This is a genomic window from Cellulosimicrobium sp. RS, assembly GCF_046159675.1.
Classification (GTDB): Bacteria; Actinomycetota; Actinomycetes; order Actinomycetales; family Cellulomonadaceae; genus Cellulosimicrobium; species Cellulosimicrobium funkei.
Genome location: NZ_JBJXVU010000001.1, coordinates 559843 through 580768, shown reverse-complemented (window position 1 = coordinate 580768; position 20926 = coordinate 559843). Strand labels below are relative to the sequence as shown.

Annotated in this window: 17 protein-coding genes and 1 pseudogene; 5 read left to right on the top strand and 13 right to left on the bottom strand. The window is 75.8% G+C overall.

What is annotated here, in order from left to right; all coding sequences use genetic code 11:
* Positions 1-46: 46 nt before the first annotated feature.
* From recA to ACI769_RS02600, 4 genes are all read right to left on the bottom strand, one after another.
* A complete protein-coding gene (recA, locus tag ACI769_RS02615) occupies positions 47-1159 on the bottom strand; it encodes a recombinase RecA (protein WP_034655657.1) in 1113 nt (370 codons plus the stop codon).
* 209 nt (positions 1160-1368) lie between these two features.
* Complete coding sequence (locus ACI769_RS02610) at positions 1369-2169, bottom strand: MBL fold metallo-hydrolase (RefSeq protein ID WP_085388096.1); 801 nt, start codon at positions 2167-2169, stop codon at positions 1369-1371.
* The gene (locus tag ACI769_RS02605) at positions 2166-4352 is read right to left on the bottom strand and encodes an alkaline phosphatase family protein (protein WP_085388097.1); all 2187 of its coding nucleotides are present in this window, start codon (positions 4350-4352) and stop codon (positions 2166-2168) included. The genes ACI769_RS02610 and ACI769_RS02605 overlap by 4 nt, the downstream gene beginning before the upstream one ends.
* 117 nt (positions 4353-4469) lie before the next feature.
* Positions 4470-4703 (bottom strand): DUF3046 domain-containing protein, encoded by a 234-nt coding sequence (locus ACI769_RS02600; RefSeq protein WP_085388098.1) that lies wholly within the window; start codon positions 4701-4703, stop codon positions 4470-4472.
* Between the two features lie 192 nt (positions 4704-4895).
* Here ACI769_RS02600 and ACI769_RS02595 point away from each other — a divergent pair, with 192 nt between their 5' ends.
* A complete protein-coding gene (locus ACI769_RS02595; protein ID WP_085388099.1) occupies positions 4896-9869 on the top strand; it encodes a DEAD/DEAH box helicase in 4974 nt (1657 codons plus the stop codon).
* 44 nt (positions 9870-9913) lie between these two features.
* Entirely contained in the window at positions 9914-10753 is an 840-nt protein-coding gene (locus ACI769_RS02590) for a DNA-formamidopyrimidine glycosylase family protein (RefSeq protein ID WP_409141105.1), read from the top strand.
* A 51-nt stretch (positions 10754-10804) separates the two neighbouring features.
* Here ACI769_RS02590 and ACI769_RS02585 read toward each other — a convergent pair whose 3' ends face one another.
* The 5 genes from ACI769_RS02585 to ACI769_RS02565 all read right to left on the bottom strand — a co-directional run bounded on the left by ACI769_RS02585 (position 10805) and on the right by ACI769_RS02565 (position 15906).
* A complete protein-coding gene (locus ACI769_RS02585; RefSeq protein WP_021483863.1) occupies positions 10805-11146 on the bottom strand; it encodes a helix-turn-helix domain-containing protein in 342 nt (113 codons plus the stop codon).
* 390 nt (positions 11147-11536) lie between these two features.
* The gene (locus ACI769_RS02580; RefSeq protein ID WP_369824900.1) at positions 11537-12073 is read right to left on the bottom strand and encodes a CinA family protein; all 537 of its coding nucleotides are present in this window, start codon (positions 12071-12073) and stop codon (positions 11537-11539) included.
* The gene (gene pgsA, locus ACI769_RS02575) at positions 12070-12699 is read right to left on the bottom strand and encodes a CDP-diacylglycerol--glycerol-3-phosphate 3-phosphatidyltransferase (protein ID WP_021483781.1); all 630 of its coding nucleotides are present in this window, start codon (positions 12697-12699) and stop codon (positions 12070-12072) included. The genes ACI769_RS02580 and pgsA overlap by 4 nt, the downstream gene beginning before the upstream one ends.
* A gap of 63 nt (positions 12700-12762) precedes the next feature.
* Complete coding sequence (locus tag ACI769_RS02570; RefSeq protein WP_232322581.1) at positions 12763-15597, bottom strand: DNA translocase FtsK; 2835 nt, start codon at positions 15595-15597, stop codon at positions 12763-12765.
* A gap of 129 nt (positions 15598-15726) precedes the next feature.
* Positions 15727-15906: a hypothetical protein gene (locus ACI769_RS02565; RefSeq protein WP_409141104.1), complete on the bottom strand. Its 180-nt coding sequence runs from the start codon at positions 15904-15906 to the stop codon at positions 15727-15729.
* Between ACI769_RS02565 and ACI769_RS02560 the strand changes: the two are divergent.
* Positions 15821-16072 (top strand): annotated as a pseudogene (locus ACI769_RS02560) (MBL fold metallo-hydrolase); the annotation flags it as partial. The gene ACI769_RS02565 and the pseudogene ACI769_RS02560 overlap by 86 nt on opposite strands.
* 178 nt (positions 16073-16250) lie before the next feature.
* Positions 16251-16625, top strand: coding sequence for a hypothetical protein (locus tag ACI769_RS02555; RefSeq protein ID WP_409141103.1), 375 nt, complete (start codon positions 16251-16253; stop codon positions 16623-16625).
* Between the two features lie 80 nt (positions 16626-16705).
* On the opposite strand, the gene ACI769_RS02550 is transcribed toward ACI769_RS02555, so the two are convergent.
* Positions 16706-17071 (bottom strand): Imm51 family immunity protein, encoded by a 366-nt coding sequence (locus ACI769_RS02550; RefSeq protein ID WP_061267556.1) that lies wholly within the window; start codon positions 17069-17071, stop codon positions 16706-16708.
* Between the two features lie 46 nt (positions 17072-17117).
* Entirely contained in the window at positions 17118-17564 is a 447-nt protein-coding gene (locus ACI769_RS02545) for a hypothetical protein (protein ID WP_332306522.1), read from the bottom strand.
* 65 nt (positions 17565-17629) lie between these two features.
* On the opposite strand from ACI769_RS02545, the gene ACI769_RS02540 reads away from it, so the two are divergent.
* Positions 17630-18220: a TetR/AcrR family transcriptional regulator gene (locus tag ACI769_RS02540; protein ID WP_085388102.1), complete on the top strand. Its 591-nt coding sequence runs from the start codon at positions 17630-17632 to the stop codon at positions 18218-18220.
* Positions 18221-18269: 49 nt separating this feature from the next.
* Here ACI769_RS02540 and ACI769_RS02535 read toward each other — a convergent pair whose 3' ends face one another.
* Positions 18270-19139: a DUF4328 domain-containing protein gene (locus ACI769_RS02535; protein ID WP_051876936.1), complete on the bottom strand. Its 870-nt coding sequence runs from the start codon at positions 19137-19139 to the stop codon at positions 18270-18272.
* Between the two features lie 83 nt (positions 19140-19222).
* Complete coding sequence (locus ACI769_RS02530) at positions 19223-20908, bottom strand: ribonuclease J (protein ID WP_034655491.1); 1686 nt, start codon at positions 20906-20908, stop codon at positions 19223-19225.
* Positions 20909-20926: the final 18 nt, after the last annotated feature.

Here is a 20926-nt window from a genome sequence, read left to right as displayed (position 1 = left end):
GACGGGTCGACGGGCTCAGCGCCCTCGACCCCGTCCTGCTCGCCGATCAGAACGGCGACTTCTTCCCCTTGCCGGCCGCGGCGGTCGCCTTAGCCGGAGCGGCCACGGCGGCGTCGGCCGCGACGGTCACGCCGGCGGCCGGGTCGGCCGGTGCGTCGACCTTGGCCCCGACGCCGAGCTTCTCCTTGATCTTCTTCTCGAGCTCGTTCGCGAGGTCGGGGTTGTCGCGCAGGAACGAGCGCGCGTTCTCCTTGCCCTGCCCGAGCTGGTCGCCGCCGTAGGTGAACCACGACCCGGACTTGCGCACGAACCCGTGCTCCACGCCCATGTCGATGAGACCACCCTCGCGAGAGATGCCGACCCCGTAGAGGATGTCGAACTCGGCCTGCTTGAACGGCGGCGCCATCTTGTTCTTGACGACCTTCACGCGGGTCCGGTTGCCGACCGCGTCGGTGCCCTCCTTGAGGGTCTCGATGCGGCGGATGTCGAGACGGACCGAGGCGTAGAACTTCAGCGCCTTGCCACCGGTCGTCGTCTCGGGAGAGCCGAAGAACACGCCGATCTTCTCGCGGAGCTGGTTGATGAAGATCGCGGTCGTGCCGGACGCGCTGAGCGCACCGGTGATCTTGCGCAGCGCCTGCGACATGAGGCGGGCCTGGAGACCGACGTGGCTGTCGCCCATCTCGCCCTCGATCTCCGCCTTCGGCACGAGGGCCGCGACGGAGTCGATGACGATGATGTCGAGCGCGCCCGAGCGGATCAGCATGTCCGTGATCTCGAGCGCCTGCTCCCCCGTGTCCGGCTGGGAGACGAGCAGGGCGTCGGTGTCGACGCCGAGCTTCTTGGCGTACTCCGGGTCGAGGGCGTGCTCGGCGTCGATGAACGCCGCGATGCCGCCGGCGCGCTGGGCGCTGGCCACGGCGTGCAGCGCCACGGTCGTCTTTCCGGAGGACTCCGGGCCGTACACCTCGATGACGCGCCCGCGGGGCAGACCGCCGATGCCGAGCGCGATGTCCAGCGCGATGGAGCCCGTGGGGATGACCTCGACGGGGGCACGGCCCTCCTCGCCGAGGCGCATGACGGAGCCCTTGCCGAAACTCCGGTCGATCTGGGCGAGGGCTGCCTCGAGCGCCTTCTCGCGGTCTGCGGGTGCGGGCATGTCAGTCCACCTTCGGTTCGACGTCCATCTGTTCGTTGTGGCCCGACGTTACGGGCAGCCACCGACACGCGGTGCCGACGAGCCCCAGACCTGGGGACCGTCGTGCCGGACCGGCGTCCCGGGCCCGCCGGAGCGCGCCCTGTGCACAACTCTAGCCGAACACGTGTTCGATCACGGAACCCGCCCCGGCGTGTCCGCGACTCGCGGGCTCACCCGTCGTCGTCCGCGGACCACGACTCCCCGGGCCGCAGCACGACGACCCGCGTCCCGGGCGCCTCGCGCTGCGCGGCCGCCTCGAACGCCGCGCCCGCGTGGTCCATCCAGCCGCGCGGCAGGTGCTGGCCGCCCGGCGCGTGCAGCGTCCCCCAGTGCACCGGCACCGCGACCCGCACCCCGACCTCGGCGCACACCCGCGCGGCCTGCACCGGGCCCAGGTGCCCGCCCGAGAGCCGCGGCCCCCACCCGCCGACCGGCACGAGGGCCACGTCCACCGGGCCGCCCGCGAGCGCCGGGAGGTGCGCCATGCCGGGGTGGTGCTCGGTGTCGCCCGCCACCCACACGCGCAGATCGTCGGGACCGGTGGTCCGCACGAGGTGACCGTTCGCGGCGTTGGGCCGGTGCGGCATCGGCCGGTGCCCGTGCACCGCGGTGACGAGCCGCGTCTCGACCCCGGCCCCCGGCGGGCCCACCGCGTGCCACTCGTCGCCCAGCCCGACGCCGCGCAGCCCCTTGCCGCGCAGCCACCGCGCGTTGGCGGGTGCCGTGAGGACCGGCACGTCGCCGAGGAGCCGCAGCGACCGCAGCTCGGCGTGGTCGTGGTGGAGGTGGGACAGCAGGACGGCGTCGCCGCCCCGCCACACCGGGGCCGGCTGCTCTCCGCGCCGGCGGAGCATCCCCGCGTGCCGGTGCAGGAGCGGGTCGGTCACGAGCCGCGCCGTCGGCCCGCCGGGGGTCGCGGCGAGGTCGAGGACCGCGCTCGAGTGGCCGAGCCACGTCACGGTGACGCTCACGCGCCGCTCCCCCGGCCCGGCGCGTCCTCGGCCACCGGCGGCCGTACCCCCAGGTCGGTGAGCCACGCGACGAGCCGGCGGTGCACCGCCTCCGCCCCGACGAGCATCGGCGTGCCGTCGACGTCCTCGAGCTCGTCGTCGGGCACCGCGAGGTGCGCGGGGTGCACCAGCACCGCCTGGTTCTGCGCCCCGCCGAGGCCGCCGTGCGACCCGACCAGGCCCTCGAACGCGTGCACCATCCCGACCTCGTCGACGCTGGACACGAGCACGAGGTCCCCGGCGTCCTCCAGCCCGGCGACGCGCACGAGGTCCGCCGCCGCGCGCGACCCGAACGACGCGAGCGGGTCGGCGCCCACGACCTCGCCCGTCAGCAGGTCGCGCGAGCCGCCCCGGCCGTGCGCCCGAACCTCCCCGTGCGGACCGCGCTCGACGACGACGCCGACCGCGGGGTTCGCGACGAGACCCGGGAGCAGCGCGGGCCACCGGGCGCGGACCTCGTCACCCGTGAGGCGCCGCGGCTCGCGCGGGAACCACACCATCCCGAGGTTGCCCGACCCGACGACCGCGACCTCGGGCAGCTCGGGCAGGGCGGGTGCGGCGTCGGCGCGGCGCTCGGAGCGGTCCGGGCCCACGAGCATGCGGCCCGCCTGCGCGTCCGGCTGCCCGGGACGCAGCGCGTTGAGGGCCGTGTTGGCAGGGCCCCACGCCTCGCTGTCCGGGGCCGTCGCCCGACGCCGCCCCTCGCCCCGGGCGGACCCGGTGCCGTCCCGGGCGCGGCCGTCGTCGTCCGCACGAGCCCCGTCACCGGGCGGGTCGAGCGCCATGAGGCGTCGCACCTCGTCGAGGAAGGACCGCCCGGCGACCTGCTCGAACGTCGGGCCGAGCGACTGCCCGTGGTCCGAGAGCACGACGACGTCGTAGCGCCGAGGCGCGACGGCTGCGACCTGCTCCCAGAGCCCGACGACGCGGTCCAGGCCCTCGAGCGCGCGCAGCGACTCCGGCCGCAGCGGCCCGGCGTGGTGCGCGATCTCGTCGTAGTCCACGAGGTCGACGCACACGACGGGCGCCCCGCGCACGAGCTGCTCCGCGACGAGCGTCGTGTTGAGGTCGCGGAGCACGACGTTCGTCACGGCGCGCAGCACCGGGTACCAGCCGAGGCGCGAGACGCGCGGCTCGACGCCGCGCACGGCCTGCTGCCAGCCCTGGTAGAGCTCCTTGAGCAGCTCGCCGAGCGCGACGACCACGGCGCGCACGAGGACGAACGGGCTCGCGAAGAAGTGCACGAACATCTGCCCGGGCCCCAGGCCCTCGCGCGCCCGGCTCATGACGAGCAGGCTCGTCGCCGCGTCCCCGGAGAACATCGTCGAGACGGCCACGCCGCCCCCCGCTAGCAGACCCGCGCCGTCGCTCGTGCGCGCCTCGACCGCCGCCGCGTCCGCGGGCCGGTTCGTCACGACGAGCCTCCCCAGCGCGCGCGACCACCACCGAAAGGCGGGGACGTGCTCGGTCGACCCGTGCAGGAGCCCGACGGTCGAGGCCGGCGTCGTCGCGGGCACGCGGGCCCACCACGTCGTGAGGTGGTGGCTGCCGTCGCCGAGCCACCGCGCGAGCGTCGGGGCCAGGCCGGCCTGGAGGGCGTAGTCGAGCGTGGGGCGCGCGACGCCGTCGAGCAGGACGACGAGCAGGCCCGCCGGGCGCTCCGCGGCGGCGCCCGCGGCGGCTCCCCGGGGCACGCCCGCCTGGCGTCGCGCGCGCCGGAGCAGGTCCCCGATCACGTACTCGTTGTCGCTCGCCCCGACGACCCAGCGCCCGAGCGCCATGAGCACGGCCGCGATGACGAGGACGGCGAGGACGGCGGTCCACGTCCCGCTGCGGAACCCCGGGAGGTAGGTGAGCGCCGCCCACGCGACCGCGACCTGGGCGACCACGCCCGACACGAGCGCGCCGACGACGCCGGACCGGCGCGCGACCCCGCGCAGCACCGGGCGCAGCAGCGCGTCGCCCACCGCCACCGCGAGCGCCGCGAGGACGAGCGACCAGGGGTTGGTCACCTCGACCCCGGGGACGACCCAGATCGCGAGCCCCAGCCCGGCCGCCGTCGAGACGAGCGACCAGGCCGCGCCGCGCACGTCGGCGGCGGTGAGGCGCAGCGTGGCGAGGCGGCCGCGGGCGGGAACGCTCATGCCGCCATCATCGCGGGGCACGGCGGGGTGCGCCCCTCGGGCGTCCCCGGGTTGCGGGCAGGTCGGGGCCGGTCAGGTCGGGGCCGGGCAGGTGGGGGCCGGGCAGGTCGGGGCCGGTCAGCGGCGCGGCGGCGCCTGGCGGTGGTCGTCGTTCCCCCAGCGCCGCGCGTCGGGCACGTCGAGCGCGTCGCACAGCGCGTGCCAGACGACGCGCGGCTCGACCCCGTCCTCGAGCGCCTGGGCGGCGGTCCGGTCGTCGAGCACGGACAGCACCTGCTCGCGCACGTAGGCGCGGCCCAGGGCCGCACCGAACACCTCGTCGACCAGCTCGGAGAACTCGCGGTAGCGCACGGACCAAGCCTTGCACGGATCCGCGGCCGCCCGGTCGCGCGCCGGGACGCGCGGGGCCGCACCGCGTCGCCCAAGGTCGCACCGAAGTCGCCCGGGGTCGCACCAGGTCGCGCCGAGGGCGCACGGGCAGGCCGCCGGGGCGCCGGCACGCTGCGGCGGGCGCGTGTGGGTGGGCAGCCCCAGAATGGGCGCGTGACCTCGGACCCGCTCGCCCGCTTCGCCGCGCCCACGCGCGCGTGGTTCTCGGGCGCGTTCGACGCGCCGACCGCCGCCCAGGCCGGTGCGTGGGAGGCCGTGTCGAGCGACCGGCACGCCCTCGTGGTCGCCCCGACGGGCTCGGGCAAGACGCTCGCCGCGTTCCTCTGGTCGCTCGACCGGATCCTCGCCGCGCCCCCGGACGAGGCCCCGGCTCGCGAGGCGCGCTGTCGCGTCCTCTACGTCTCCCCGCTCAAGGCGCTCGCCGCGGACGTCGAGCGGAACCTGCGCTCGCCGCTCGCGGGCATCCGCCAGGCCGCGGTGCGGCTCGGGCTCGACGTGCCGGACGTCGTCGTCGGCACCCGCACCGGGGACACCCCCACGAGCGAGCGCCGCCGGCTCGCGACCCACCCGCCCGACATCCTCATCACGACGCCCGAGTCGCTGTTCCTCGTGCTGACGTCGCAGGCGCGCGCGGGGCTCGTGGGCGTCGAGACGGTGATCGTCGACGAGATCCACGCGGTGGCGGGCACCAAGCGGGGCGCTCACCTGGCCGTGTCGCTCGAGCGCCTGGACGCGCTGCTCGAGGCGCACGAGCGGCCCCCGGCGCAGCGCGTCGGGCTCTCGGCCACGGTCCGCCCCGTCGAGGCGGTCGCGACCTTCCTCGGCGGGCACCGGCCCGAGGCCGAGGGCGGGCGCGAGGTCGTCGTCGTGCAGCCGCCGTCGAGCAAGCGCATCGAGGTCGACGTCGTCGTGCCCGTCCCGGACCTCTCGGACCTCGGGACGGCGGCACTCGTGCCGGACGCCGGGTCGCGGTCGGACGGCGGCCTGCCACCTCTGCCCCCCGGCGAGCGCGACCTCACGGGCCCTGCGACGTCGCGCCCGACGGGCGCGCCCGACGTCCGGCCACCGCGCCCGTCGGTCTGGCCGCACGTCGAGGAGCGGGTCGTCGACCTCGTCACCGACCACCGCTCCACGCTGGTCTTCACGAACTCGCGCCGCGGGGCGGAGCGCCTCACGGCGCGCATGAACGAGCTGTGGGCCGAGCGCCAGGGCGAGGACGTGCTCGACCCGGGCACGGTCACCGCGGCGCAGGTGCAGGCGCAGTCGGGCGCGAGCTCGGGCGTCGAGCCCGTCATCGCCCGCGCGCACCACGGGTCGATGAGCCGGGCCGAGCGCACGCGCACGGAGACCGAACTCAAGGACGGCCGGCTGCCCGCGGTGGTCGCGACGTCGAGCCTCGAGCTCGGCATCGACATGGGCGCGGTGGACCTCGTGGTCCAGGTCGGGGCGCCGCCCTCGGTCGCGTCGGGCCTGCAGCGGATCGGGCGCGCGGGCCACCAGGTGGAGGCCGTGTCGCACGGCGTGGTGTTCCCCACGCACCGGGGCGACCTCGTGCCGTCGGCGGTCGTCGCCGAGCGCATGCGCTCCGGAGGTATCGAGGAGCTCCACGTGCTCGCCAACCCGCTCGACGTCCTCGCCCAGCAGGTCGTCGCGATGGTCGCGGTCGACGAGTGGACGGTCGCGGAGCTCGCGACGCTCGTGCGGCGCAGCGAGCCCTACGCGCACCTCGGCGACGCGTCGCTGCACGCCGTCCTCGACATGCTCGCAGGCCGCTACCCGAGCGAGGACTTCGGCGAGCTGCGCGCGCGGATCGTGTGGGACCGCGCGTCGGGCCGGCTGACCGGGCGGCCGGGCGCGCTGCGGCTCGCCGCGACGAGCGGCGGCACGATCCCCGACCGCGGGATGTACGGCGTGTTCCTCGCGACGGACGCCGGCACCGGGACCGTCGCGGGCGACCCGGACACCGCGGGCGGCCGCGCCCCGCGCGGCGGCAAGCGCGTCGGCGAGCTCGACGAGGAGATGGTCTACGAGTCGCGCGTCGGCGACACGTTCACGCTCGGTTCGAGCACGTGGCGCATCGAGGACATCACGCCCGACCGCGTGCTCGTCACGCCCGCGCCGGGCATCCCCGGGCGGCTGCCGTTCTGGAAGGGTGACTCCCCCGGCCGACCCGCCGAGCTCGGCCGTGCGCTCGGCGCGTGGGTGCGCGAGACGGACGCGCTCGCCGCCACCGACCCCGACGCGGCGGCCGACCGGCTCCGCACGGCAGGCCTCGACGCGTGGGCGAGCGACAACCTGCTGGCCTACCTGCGCGAGCAGCGCGACGCGACCGGACGCGTCCCCGACGACCGCACGGTCGTCGTCGAGCGCTTCCGCGACGAGCTCGGCGACTGGCGCGTCGTCGTGCACTCGCCGTACGGCGCGAAGGTGCACGCGCCGTGGGCGCTCGTGCTCGCCGCGCGCCTGCGCGAGCGCTACGGGGTCGACGCCGCCGCGATGCACGCCGACGACGGCATCGTCCTGCGGCTCCCGGACACCGGGGACTCGTGGCTCGAGGGAGCGACCGACGGCTCGGGCGGCCTCGGCGGGGACGCGCCCGTCGTCGGCGTCGAGGACCTGCTCCTCGACCCGGACGACGTGCTCGACGCGGTGCGCGACGAGCTCGGCGGGTCGGTGATGTTCGCGTCGCGGTTCCGCGAGGCCGCCGCCCGCGCGCTCCTGCTGCCCCGGCGTCGTCCGGACCGGCGCCAGCCGCTGTGGCAGCAGCGGCAGCGCTCGGCGCAGCTCCTGTCGGTGGCGTCGGAGTACCCGGAGTTCCCGATCGTCCTCGAGGCGGCGCGCGAGTGCCTGCAGGACGACTTCGACGTCGCGGCGCTCACCGACCTCATGCGCGACCTCGCCGCCGGGCGCGTGCGCCTCGTCGAGGTGACGACCCCGACGCCGTCGCCCTTCGCGCAGTCCCTCCTCTTCGGGTACACGGCGCAGTTCCTCTACGACGGCGACGCCCCGCTCGCGGAGCGCCGCGCCGCCGCGCTGTCGCTGGACCCCACCCTCCTCGCCGAGCTGCTGGGCGGCGACGGCGTCGCGGCCCAGCTCGCCGACCTGCTCGACCCCGCCCAGATCGAGCGGACCGAGGCCGAGCTCGGCGCGCTCGCGCCCGAGCGGCAGGCGCGCCACGCCGAGGACGTGTGGGACGTCCTGCGCCGGCTGGGCCCGCTCACCGAGGCCGAGGTCGCGGCGCGGACCCGCGAGGACGTGCGCGCCGACGTCGCGGCCTGGCTGCGCGAGCTCGAGGCCGCGCGCCGCATCATGCCCGTGCGGCTCGCGGGGGTCGCGCCCGAGCGCGCGCAGCAGTGGGCGGTCGTGGAGGACGCCGGCCGCCTGCGCGACGCGCTCGGCGTCGCGCTGCCCGTCGGCATCCCCGAGGTGTTCACCGAGCCCGTCCCCGACCCGCTCGGCGACCTCGTGCGCCGCCACGCCCGCACGCACGGCCCGTTCACCGCCGCCGACCTCGCCGCACGCCTCGGGCTTGGCGTCGCCGTCGTCGTGCAGACGCTCGAGCGGCTCGAGGCGGCCCGGCTCGTCGTGCGCGGGCGGCTGCGGCCGGAGGCGATCGGCGGCACGGGCGACGACTGGTGCGACGCCGAGGTGCTGCGCGTCCTGCGCCGGCGCTCGCTCGCCGCGCTGCGCGCCGAGGTGGAGCCCGTCCCCGCCGAGACGCTGGGCGTCTTCCTCCCGCGCTGGCAGGGGCTCGGCGCGCTGCGCGGCGTCGACGGGCTGCTGCGCGTCGTCGAGCAGCTCTCCGGCGCGGCCGTCCCCGCCTCGGCGCTCGAGACCCTCGTGCTCCCGGCGCGCGTCAGCGACTACACCCCGACGATGCTCGACGAGCTGACGACGACCGGCGAGGTCGTGTGGTGCGGGCACGCCCCGCTGCCCGGTTCCGGCGGCGGCGACGGTCTCGTCAGCCTCCACCTCGCGGAGTGGGCGCCGCTCACGCTGCCCGACCCGGGCCCGGCGCCCGAGACCGGCCTCCATGCCACGCTGCTCGACCTGCTGGAGGGCTCGGGCGGGTACTTCCTCCCGCGGCTGGCCCAGCGCGCCGGCGCGGAGACCGTCCCGACGCTCGAGGCGCTGTGGGACCTCGTGTGGTCGGGCCACGTGACGAACGACGGCCTCGGGTCGCTGCGCGCACGGCTCGGTGCCGCCGGGGGGACCCACCGCGCGCCGCGCGCCCCGGCGCGGGCCCGGCCGCTCGCGCGCGGCCGGTTCGCGGGCCTGCGGCCGCCGACGTCGCCCGAGACGGCCCTGCGCGGCGGCGCCGGTCGGTGGTCGGCGCTGCCCCCGCGCGAGCCCGACCCCACCCGCCGGGCGCACGCGCTCGCCCGCGTCCTGCTCGACCGCCACGGCGTGCTCACGCGCGCCGTCGCGCCCGCCGAGGGCGTCGCGGGGTCGTTCCGCGCGGTGTACCGCGTGCTGAGCGAGCTGGAGGCCACGGGCGCCGCGCGGCGCGGGTACTTCGTCGAGCACCTCGGCGGCTCGCAGTTCGCGCTCCCCGGCGCGGTCGACCAGCTCCGGACCGACGCGCAGGACCGTGAGCGCGCGCTCGAGGCCGACGCCGCGGCGGCCGCGACCGACCCGTTCGCCCCGCTCCCCGACGCGCGGACGTCGCGCGGCGGTCCGCGTCCCGGCGCCGTGCTGCTCGCCGCGACGGACCCGGCGAACCCCTACGGCGCGGCGCTGCCGTGGCCCACCCGCCCGACGACCGGACCCGGCGCGCCCGGCGCGCCCGGCACGGACGGCACGACCGGGGAGGGCTCGCGCGGTCACCGCCCGGGCCGCAAGGCGGGCGCCGTCGTCGTGCTGAGCGACGGCGACCTCGCGCTCTACGTCGAGCGCGGCGGGCGGTCCGTGCTGTCCTTCGTGGACGGCCCGCGGCTCGCCGAGGCGAGCGCGGCGCTGGTCCGCGCGGTGCGGGCGGGCACGCTCGGGAAGATCGTGGTGCAGCGCGTCGACGGCGTCGAGGCCCTGGCGGGTGCCGGCACGGCACGGACCCCGGCGGACGACGCGGTGCGCGCGCTGCTCGACGCCGGCTTCCGCGCGACGCCGCGCGGCCTGCGGGCGGCCTGACGTGCGGCGGTCGTCGCGCGCCCCCGGCCACGGGGGGCGGTCGCGTGCCCGAGGGTGACATCCTGCGTCTCGTGTCGGCCCGCCTCGACGAGGCGCTCAAGGACCGGGTGCTGGTCCGCTCGGACCTGCGGTGGCCGAGCGCCGCGGAGATCGACCTGGTCGGGCGGACGGTCGTCGGGAACCCGGCCTACGGGAAGCACCTGTTCACGCGGTTCGACGACGGCCGGTCCCTGCACACGCACCTGCGCATGGAGGGGTCGTGGCGGCTCGCCCGGACGGGCACGCACGACGCTCGAGGGGCGGAGCCGAACGTGCGCGTCGTCCTCGCGAACGAGTGGTGGACGGCGGTCGGGAACCGGATCGGGATGCTGCACGTGCTGCGCACCGCGGACGAGCGCGTGATCGTCGGTCCGCTCGGTCCCGACGTGCTCGGCGACGACTTCCCGGAGACCGGGCTGCCCGAGGCGGCCGCGCGGATGCGGGCCGACGACGCGGCGGGCGGGAGCGGCCCCCGGTACCGGCCGGAGCGGGCCGCAACGGGTGTGCCCGTCGCGGAGGCCCTGCTCGACCAGCACCTCGTCGCCGGCATCGGCACGATCTACACGGCCGAGTCGCTCTTCGCCGAGCACGTCTACCCGTGGACGCCCGTCCGCGACGTCGAGGACCTCGAGGGCCTCCTGCTCACGGCACGCACGCTCATGCAGCGCACGGTGCGGCACGGGTTCGACCCGCGCGCCGGCGTCGTGCGGCACGTGCACGGGCGCACACGAAAGGCGTGCCACGTGTGCGGCACGCCTGTCGCGGAAGGTACGGCGAACGAGCCCCCGTACGACCGTCCGATCTTCTGGTGTCCGACCTGCCAGGCACCGCCCGCAGCAGGATGACGGCCGGCGTCGCTGCCCCCGCTCCCGGTGCGGCCGGTGCCGGCCCGACCGTCAGCCGACGGGCTGCAGGTCCTCGCGGCGTGCCGTGCCCTCGGGATGCTGGCGACCCAGCACGGCCGTCGCGAAGTCGGCCGGGATGGTGTCGGGGATCAGCAGACCCTCGGCGACGGCGACCCGGTCGCTGACCTCGCGCAGCACCAACGACATCGGGATGTCGAGCGCCTCGCAGATCGAGCCGAGGAGCTCCGACGACGCTTCCTTCTGACCGCGCTCGACCTCGCTGAGGTAGCCCAGCGAGACCCGTGCGGCGGAGGACACCTCTCGCAGGGTGCGCCCCTGTCGCTGGCGAGCGTCTCGCAGCACGTCCCCGATCTCTCGTCGAAGAACAATCATCTGGCGACCCCCTTCCGTGTCCCGTGCGCCCCCGGGAGCCGGAGAGGCCCCCACCTGGGTGCGCGAACTGCTCGTGCCGGTCTTCCTGTTCACTGCCCCGCGTGACGGGGTCGTCCTACCGTACCCCGCCCGCGGTCCGCTCACGTCGCCGGTGCCCCGTGCGGGACGGGGCGCGGGCGCGTTGTCCGTGCGTCCCACCGGTCGGTTGACGGTCCTGTTGGCGATCACGTGCTGTGCAACGTCGCGACGTGGGGTGTTGTTCCCGCGCCGGGCCTCCCGGCCGCTCCCCCGCGGCACGTTCACGACGTCTCCACGACGCCTCCGGCCCGGTCCACGCCCGGCCGGGCGGCCGACGCTCCCGCCGACGATTTCACCCAGCACGGGGCATCGTCACGCCGTCGGTGGCCGGGGCCCGACCGTCGCGCGCGCGAGCGCCACCGCGGCGGCCACGGTGGCGGCGCGGACGGCCGTACGGTCGCCCGCCAGGTGCAGCTCTCGCACCTCCGTGCCCCCCGGTCCGCTCGCGGCGACGAAGACGGTCCCCGGGGCCCGGCCGTCCTGCGGGTCGGGGCCCGCGACGCCCGTGGTCGCGACCCCGACGTCTGCCCTCAGCACGTCGCGCACGCGCTCGGCCATCTGGCGTGCGACCTCCGGGTGCACGGCCCCGTGCGCGGCGAGCAGGCCGCAGTCGACGCCGAGGACCGACTTTTTGACGTCGGTCGCGTACGCGACGACGGCGCCCCGGAGCACGCGCGAGGCGCCGGGCACGTCGACGATCGTCGCGCTGAGCAGGCCGCCCGTGAGCGACTCGGCCGTCGCGAGGGTCCACCCGCGGGCCTCCAGAGCGCCGAGCAGCTCGACGACGTCGGGCCGCACGTCCGGGCCGGTGACCGACGAGCTCCCCGGCGGGACCGGAGCGTCGGTCACGAGACGGGCGCGCCGTCCGTGCTCGGACCCCGCTCGACGACCCGGGCTGCGCGCACCGCGTCGCGGCGCAGGCGCCAGCCCTGATACGCGTACTCCAGGCCGGTCACGACGGTGACGAGGATGGCCGCGGCGAGCACGATCCAGGCGACGACGCCGACGAACGCCGGCAGGTGCGCGAGCGGCAGCACGAAGAGCGTGATCGCGACGGTCTGCAGCACGGTCTTGAGCTTCCCGCCGCGGGACGCAGGCATGACCGCGTACTTGAGGACGGCGAACCGCAGGAGCGTGACGCCCAGCTCGCGCGCGAGCACGACGACGGGGACCCACCAGGGCAGCTCGCCGAGCGGCCACGCGAGCAGCACGAGGGCGGTGCCCACGAGCAGCTTGTCCGCGATGGGGTCGAGGAGCTTGCCCAGGTCCGTGACGAGGTCGTAGCGCCGCGCGAGGTAGCCGTCGAGGCGGTCCGACGTGGCGGCGAGGACGAAGATGCCCGTCGCGACGAGGCGCCACGTGACGGACTCCCCGCCGTCGACGAGGAGCGCCCACGCGAAGAACGGGACGAGCAGGATCCTCGCCATGGTGACGAGGTTCGCGGAGTTCCACGGCGAGGGGACGGCGTTGACCACGTCACCAGCCTAGGGGGTCGTCCGGGGTGCGCCGACCGTCGGCAGCACCACCGGCCGCTCGGGTCACCGCCAGCCCGACTCCACGTCGGCGTCGTCGTGGTACTCCGTCGCGACCGGGGGCATGTGCCCGTCGGTGCCCTCGCCGTAGTCGTGGCCGCCCCCTGCGCCCTGGGGCGCGAGGGCCGCGGCGGGCGCCTGGCCGTCGAAGACGTCCTGCGCGGGCTCGCCCCGGATGAGGGCGAGCGCCGACGGCAGCTCCTCGGGCGTCACGAGCACCTCGCGGGCCTTGGACCCCTCGGACGGCCCGACGATCTCGCGCGACTCCAGGAGGTCCATGAGGCGACCCGCCTTGGCGAACCCGACGCGCAGCTTGCGCTGGAGCATCGACGTCGAGCCGAACTGCGACGTCACGACGAGCTCGGCCGCCTGGAGCAGCAGGTCGAGGTCGTCACCGATGTCCTCGTCGATCTGCTTCTTCGTGGCCGCCTGCGTGACGTCCTCGCGATAGACGGGCTTGAGCTGGCTCTTCACGTGCTCGACGACGGCGTGCACCTCGGACTCCGAGACCCACGCGCCCTGCACGCGCATGGGCTTGGCCGCACCCATGGGCAGGAACAGGGCGTCGCCCTGGCCGATGAGCTTCTCCGCGCCGGGCTGGTCGAGTACGACGCGCGAGTCCGCGAGGGACGACGTCGCGAACGCGAGCCGCGACGGCACGTTCGCCTTGATGAGGCCCGTCACGACGTCGACCGACGGGCGTTGCGTCGCGAGCACCAGGTGGATGCCCGCCGCGCGCGCGAGCTGCGTGATGCGCTGGATCGAGGCCTCGACGTCGCGCGGGGCGACCATCATGAGGTCGGCGAGCTCGTCGACGACGACCAGCAGGTACGGGTACGTCGCGATCTTGCGCTCGGAGCCGGGCAGCGGCTTGACCTTGCCGGCGCGGACGGCGGCGTTGAAGTCGTCGATGTGCTTGAACCCGAACGCGGCGAGGTCGTCGTAGCGGGCGTCCATCTCGCGGACGACCCAGTCGAGGGCCTCCGCGGCCTTCTTCGGGTTCGTGATGATGGGCGTGATGAGGTGCGGGATGCCCTCGTAGATCGTCAGCTCGACGCGCTTGGGGTCCACGAGCACGAGCCGCACCTGCTCGGGCGTCGAGCGCATGAGGATCGACGTGATCATGGAGTTGATGAAGCTCGACTTGCCCGCGCCCGTCGCGCCCGCGACGAGGATGTGCGGCATCTTCGCGAGGTTCGCGACGACGTAGCCGCCCTCGACGTCCTTGCCCACGCCCATGACCATGGGGTGCTCGGTGCGCCGCGCGGCCGACGACCGCAGGACGTCGCCGAGCACGACCGTCTCGCGGTCCGTGTTGGGGATCTCGATGCCGATGGCCGACTTGCCGGGGATCGGCGCGAGGATGCGCACGTCGGCGCTGGCCACCGCGTACGCGATGTTGTTGGACAGCGACGTGATGCGCTCGACCTTGACCTTGGGCCCGACCTCGACCTCGTAGCGCGTGACCGTCGGGCCGCGCGTGAACCCGGTGACCTTCGCGTCGACCTCGAACTGCTCGAACGTCTGCGTGAGCGCCTCGACCACGCGGTCGTTCGCGGCTGAGCGCACCTTGTGCGGCGCGCCCTTGACGAGCGCGTCCTCGTCCGGGAGCAGGTAGACCGTGTCGCCCTCGAGCATGGGCTGCACGCCCCGGGGCATCGGGCCGGGCGGGGGCGGCGGCACGCTGCCGACGCCGTCCTCCGGGGAGGGCGCGACCGCGCCCATCGCGGCCGCCGCCGTGTCCTGCGCGGCCCCCTGCCCGACGGCGGGGACCACCTCCGTGGCGGCCGTGCCGGCGGCCGGCTCCTCCGCGCGACGCTTCTTCCCCCGGCCGCGCGGCGCGTCGTCCTCGTAGTCGAGGAACGCGGCCGTCTCGAAGGCCTCGTCGCCCGAGAAGCCGCCCTCGGGCTTCTCGATCTCGGCCGCCTCCGCCGCGCGCTGCGCCTTGGTGCGCCGCGGCTTGCGCGGTCGGCGACCCGTCGGCGGCTCGCTGCCGTCGTGGCGCGAGACGCCCTCCGCGAGCGGGAGCCCGTCGGCGTCGAGCGCGTCGTCCTCGGTGCGGTGGTTGCCGGTGAGCACGTCGTAGAGGCCACGCAGCCGGCTCGGGATGCGGTGCACGGGCGTCGCGGTGACGACGAGCAGCCCGAAGAACCCGAGGAGCAGGAAGATGGGGACGGCGAACCACGGCGTCAGCCCGGCGGTCACGGGCGTGGCCGCCAGATAGCCGACGATGCCCCCCGCGTCCTGCACCGCCGCGAAGCCGTCGCGCGGCGCGGGCAGGTCCTCCGAGATGTGCACGAGGGAGCACACGGACACGACGATGAGCGTGAGCCCGATCGCGACGCGCGAGTTCGCCTGGGCGCGCTCGGGGTGCCGCATGATGCGCACCGCGAGCCAGAGCAGCAGGACCGGGACCGCGACGCCGGCGAGACCGAACGTCCCCGCGACGACGCCGTGGACGACCTTGCCGAACGTGCCCTGGATGCCCCACCACTCGCGGGCCGCGACGACGACCGCGAGGGCGATGAGGGTGAACGCGACGCCGTCGCGCCGGTGTGCCGGGTCCAGCTCTCTTGCTCCTCTTCCGATGGTGCGCACGAGCGATCCCACGCCGTGCGCGGCGCCGAGCCAGACCCCCCGCACCGCCCGGACGGGCCACGGCGGCCCTGCCGCCGGGCGACGCGCCGGGCGGCGCGCGCTGGACGAGGAGGACCGTCCGCGACCGGTTCCGGCGCGCGACGTGCCGCGGGCCGTGGACGAACCGCCGCGCGCCGCGGTGCGGGGCGCTGGTGTGCGGTTGCTCGCGGTCCGACGTGCCTGCGGGGACGTGCGGGTCGCCATAGTGGTCCTAACCTACCTGCGAGGGACGACGGCGCCCGGGACCCCGGGGCGCGTGTCCCCCGCGGACCGGGGTTCGGGCACGTGCCCGCGACCCGGTCCCGCGAGGACGAGCGGAGGACCGATGGACGATCACGCGGGCGTGCGGCGCAGCACCGCCGACGCGACCACGGACGGCGAGCAGGCGCACGCGCGCGACCTCGTGGAGGTCCGCCCGGGGGTCTGGGTGGCGACCGCGACGATCTGGGCGACGACGTCGACGGTCGTGGTCGCGCCCGACGGCGAGGCGCTCGTCGTCGACCCCGCGGTCACGGTCGAGGAGGTCGAGGCGCTGGCCGCCGCCGTCCACGGTCGCGGCTGGCGCGTGACGGCCGGGTTCGCGACCCACCCGCACTGGGACCACGTGCTGTGGTCCCGCTCCTTGGGCGACGCCCCGCGCTACGCCACGGCCCGCGGCGCCGACGCCGTCCGGTCGCGGGGGGGCGGACCTGGTCGCCGCGACCGACGCCGCAGCGCCCGGCCACGACCCGACGCTCGTCGGCGCGCTCACGCCGCTCCCCCGCGGCGCACGACGCCTGCCGTGGCCGACCGCACCGACCCCCGGTCAGGCCGAGGAGCGGCCCGGCGCGCAGGCCGACGGGAAGACCGACGTCGTCGTGGTCGAGCACGACGCCCACGCGCCGGGCCACGCGGCGCTCGTCGTGCGGGGCGTGCTGCTCGCGGGCGACATGCTCTCGGACGTGGAGGTGCCGCTCGTCGACACCGGGTCGCGCGACCCGGTGCGCACGTACCGCGGGGCGCTCGACGCGCTCGAGCTCGCGGCGCGCGACGTCGACGCGCTCGTCCCGGGCCACGGGAGCCCGGCCGTCGGCCGTGCCGCCGTCGCCGCGCGCTTCGCGGCCGACCGCGCCTACCTCGACGCGCTGGAGCACGCGGTCGTGCACACGGACGCCGTGGTGGCCGACGACCGGCTCACCGGCTACGTCGCGACGTGGCACGACGAGCAGCTCGCCGCGCTGCGCGCGCGCTGAGGCCGCCCGAGCGGTCGTGCCCGGATCGCGGAGCCGCGGTCCGACGACACGAGGCCTCCTGGACCCGCCGCGCTCCGCGCTCAGTCGTCGAGCCCGAGCTCGACCGACCGGGCGAGCGCCGCGTCGAGGGCCCGCTCGTCGGTGACGAGGCGGTGCAGGTGCCGCGCCGCGACGTGCAGGGCGTCGAGGTCGGAGCCGTAGACGCTCACCATGCCGCCCTCGGGGTCGAACCCGACGGCCCCCAGCACGTCCGGCTCGTGGTCGGTCAGCGTGGCCTGGAGCGCGCCGGAGAAGTCGTAGCCCGAGCCCTCGACGCCGTGCCGCTCGAGCGCACCCTGGTGGTGGTGCCACTCCGGCCCGCCGGGCGAGTAGATGATGCTCCACCCCTGCGCCAGCGTGACGAGACGGACGGGGTCGAGCGGGACGAAGTCCTCGGCGGTGGTCATGCCGGAACCGTAGCGAGAGCCACCCACGTCGGGCTCCCGGGGTCGGTCAGCCGAGGAACAGTCCGACGGCGAGCGTCACGACGCCCGCCGCGAGGACGACGGCCCCCGCGGGCAGCAGCGCGACGGCCCGGTTCGGCGTCTCGCGACCGGGGCCGACGGCCGACAGGAAGAAGCCGGCCGGGAGCAGGATCGCCGCGACGAGCACGCCGGTCGCCGCGAGCCAGCGCCAGGGGCCGGCGAGGCCGGTGGCCTCCGTGAGCAGCAGGCAGACGAGGCCGAGGATCACGAGCACCCCCGCGTGCGCGTGCCCGGCACGGAAGAACGACGTCTGGAACCCGGTGGCCGGGACCCGCCGCGTCACCACGCGCACGAGGAACGCCCCGCCGGACTCGATGCCGACGACGGTGAGGAGGACGATGCCGGCGGTGAGGCGGGCGGCGTCGGTGAGCTCGAGCACGGGGACCTCCAGGGGGCGGCGCGAGAGCTCGCGCACCGGTTTGCGAACACTGTTATAGAACATCGTTCGCGAACGCTCGTCAAGGCCCCTAGACTCGGCGCGTGGCACGACCCCGACTGCACGACGACGCCCTGCGCGACCGCCTCCTCGACGTGGCGTCGCGCGTCGTCTCCACGCACGGGGAGGCCGCGGTGACGGTCCGGTCGGTCGCGACCGAGGCCGGGACGAGCGCGTCGGCCGTCTACGCGCTCTTCGGCAGCCGCGACGAGCTCGTCGCCGCCGTCTCCGCGGAGGGCTTCCGGCGCTTCGCCGCACACCTCGCCACGGTCCCCCGCACCGACGACCCCGGTGCCGACCTGGCGGCCCTCGGTCGCGCGTACCGCGACTTCGCGCTGGCCGACCCGCACTTCTACGCCGTGATGTTCGCGCGCGGCGTCCGGCCGGGGCCGGACCGGCCCGAGGCGGTCGAGGAGCCCACGTTCCGCGTGCTCCGCGACGCCGTCGCGCGCCTCGTCCCCGAGGACGCGGGTGCCGCCGACGTCGCGCTCGGTCTGTGGGGGCTCGTGCACGGCCTCGTCTCGCTCGAGCTCGCGGGCCTCGTGCCCGGCGGGGACGACGCCCGGGCAGCGCGCTACGCCGCGACGCTCGCCGCCGTCGGTCCGGGGCTCGTGCGGCGCGGCGCGGCGACGTAGCCCCGGGAAAGCCGGACCGCGCGTCCGTCCCCGGCGAGCGCCCACATGGTCACCGGGCGTCGGCACCCACCGCGGCACGCTGGCCCGCGGTGATCTCGCGGACGGTGCGCACCCACAGGACCAGCGCGAGGACGAGGCCCGCGGTGCCCACCGTCTCCGCGACGGGCAGCAGCGCGAAGGTCCCGGCCGCACCGGCCGAGGAGAGCGTCGTCAGCTGCGTGGCGACGTTCGTCGCGACGCTCCACAGGAGCCACCCGGCCCACCACCACCCGAGGCCGCGGCGCGGGGCGACGACGGTCGCGGCGCGCACGTCGCGCACCACCTGGTACGGGAACCAGAACGCGACGACCGGCACGATCCACCCGAGCCAGACCCACACCCGGCTGCGCGCGTGCCCGCGCGCGGGCGACACGGCCTCGGCGAGCACGCGGCTCTGCCACAGCCACAGGCACGTCACGACCGCCGCGGCGAGCTGGACGGGAAGGAGCAGCAGGCCCACGGCGTCGTACCCGGTGAGGACCTCGGCGCTCGGGGTGCCGGCGCGGGCGGCGCGCTCGAACTCCTCGGCCGCGCCGAACGACGTGACCCAGGCCAGCACCTGCACGGCGGTGACCGCGACCGCGAGCGCGATCGTCCCCGTCGCGAGGCCGCCGGGGACGGGCGGTCGCGGGACGTAGCCGTACCCGCCGCCGTACGCGCCGTACACCGGGGCCGTCGGCTGCCCGTACGCGGGCGCGGAGAGCGGCGTCGGTCCGGTGGAGCCGAAGGGCGGGGGCGCAGCCTGCCCGTACGCGGGCACGGGCGCGGCGCCGTACGCGCCGTACTGCGGTACCGGCCGGCCGGGCGCCGAAGGCTGTCCGGGGACGGGGCCGCCGGGCTGTCCGTAGGGCGGGACCCCGGAGGGGTCGTGGTGCGTCAAAGGGTGCCTCCTGCGCTGGTCGGGGCGCCAGCATACTGGCGCCCCGACCTGGGCGGAGACCGGTCCGACGCCGGTCGCGGAGGCTACGCCTCGACGACGACCGGGACGATCATCGGACGACGGCGCAGGCGGTTGGAGACCCACCGGCCGATGACGCGGCGCATGACCTGCTGGAGCTGGTGCGTGTCCGTCGCGCCGCCGGCGATCGCGTCCTCGAGCGCCTTGACGACCTCGGGCTGGATGTCCTGGAACACCTTGTCGTCCTCGGCGAACCCGCGCGCGAGGATCTGCGGCCCCGCGAGGACCTTGCCCGTCGCGGAGTCGACGACGGCGAACACGGAGACGAAGCCCTCCTCGCCGAGGATGCGGCGGTCCTTGAGCTCGGCGTCCGTGATCTCGCCGACGCTCGACCCGTCGACGTACACGTACCCGCACGGCACGGCGCCCACGACGGACGCGCGCCCGTCGACGAGGTCGACGACGACGCCGTCCTCGGCGAGCACGACGCGGTCGGCCGGCACGCCCGTGCGGACCGCGAGCGCCCCGTTGGCGACGAGGTGGCGGACCTCGCCGTGCACCGGCATGACGTTCTTGGGCTTGAGCACGTTGTAGCAGTAGAGGAGCTCGCCCGCGCTCGCGTGGCCGGACACGTGCACCTTGGCGTTGCCGCCGTGCACGACGCGCGCGCCGAGGCGCGTGAGGCCGTTGATGATGCGGAAGACGGCGTTCTCGTTGCCCGGGATGAGCGACGACGCGAGGATGACGGTGTCGCCGTGGCCGACCTGGACCTTGTGGTCGCCGTTCGCCATGCGCGACAGGGCGGCCATCGGCTCGCCCTGCGAACCCGTGCACATGAGCACGATCTCGTCGTCGCGCAGCGAGTCGACCTTCTTGAGGTCGATGAGCACGCCCTCGGGCACGTGGAGGTACCCGAGCTCGGACGCGATCGTCATGTTGCGGACCATCGAGCGCCCGACGAGCGCGACGCGGCGGCCGTGGTGGTGCGCGGCGTTGAGGACCTGCTGCACGCGGTGCACGTGCGACGAGAACGACGCGACGATGATGCGCTTCTCGGAGGCGGCGAAGACGTTGTCGAGCACCGGGCCGATCTCGACCTCGGGCGTGACGAACCCGGGCACCTCGGCGTTGGTCGAGTCGACCATGAACAGGTCGACGCCCTGCTCGCCCAGGCGCGCGAACGCGCGCAGGTCGGTGATGCGCCCGTCGAGCGGGAGCTGGTCCATCTTGAAGTCGCCCGTGTGCAGCACGGTCCCGGCGCCGGTCGTCACCGCGACCGCGAGCGCGTCGGGGATCGAGTGGTTCACGGCGACGAACTCGCAGCGGAACACGCCGAGCTGCTCGACCTGCCCCTCCTTGACCGCGAGGGTCACGGGCGAGATGCGGTGCTCCTTGAGCTTCGCCTCGACGAACGCGAGCGTGAGCTGCGACCCGACGAGCGGGATGTCGCGGCGCAGGCGCAAGAGGTACGGCACGGCGCCGATGTGGTCCTCGTGGCCGTGCGTGAGGACGATCGCCTCGATGTCGTCCAGCCGGTCCGCGATGTAGTCGAAGTCCGGGAGGATGAGGTCGACGCCGGGCTGGTTGTCCTCGGGGAAGAGGACGCCGCAGTCGATGACGAGCAGGCGCCCGTCGTACTCGAGGACGGCCATGTTGCGGCCGACCTCACCGAGACCGCCGAGGGCGACGATGCGCAGCCCTCCGGCGGGGAGCTCGGGAGGCAGGGAGAGTTCGGGGTGGGGATGGCTCACGGGGCCTCCTGTCGTGGC

Excerpts from the sequence above, each read along its gene's own strand:
- ACI769_RS02570 (WP_232322581.1), bottom strand. The coding sequence starts at position 15,597 with ATGGCGACCCGCACGTCCCCGCAGGCACGTCGGACCGCGAGCAACCGC.
- ACI769_RS02605 (WP_085388097.1), bottom strand. The coding sequence starts at position 4,352 with ATGAGCGTTCCCGCCCGCGGCCGCCTCGCCACGCTGCGCCTCACCGCC.
- recA (WP_034655657.1), bottom strand. The coding sequence starts at position 1,159 with ATGCCCGCACCCGCAGACCGCGAGAAGGCGCTCGAGGCAGCCCTCGCC.
- ACI769_RS02585 (WP_021483863.1), bottom strand. The coding sequence starts at position 11,146 with ATGATTGTTCTTCGACGAGAGATCGGGGACGTGCTGCGAGACGCTCGC.
- ACI769_RS02550 (WP_061267556.1), bottom strand. The coding sequence starts at position 17,071 with ATGACCACCGCCGAGGACTTCGTCCCGCTCGACCCCGTCCGTCTCGTC.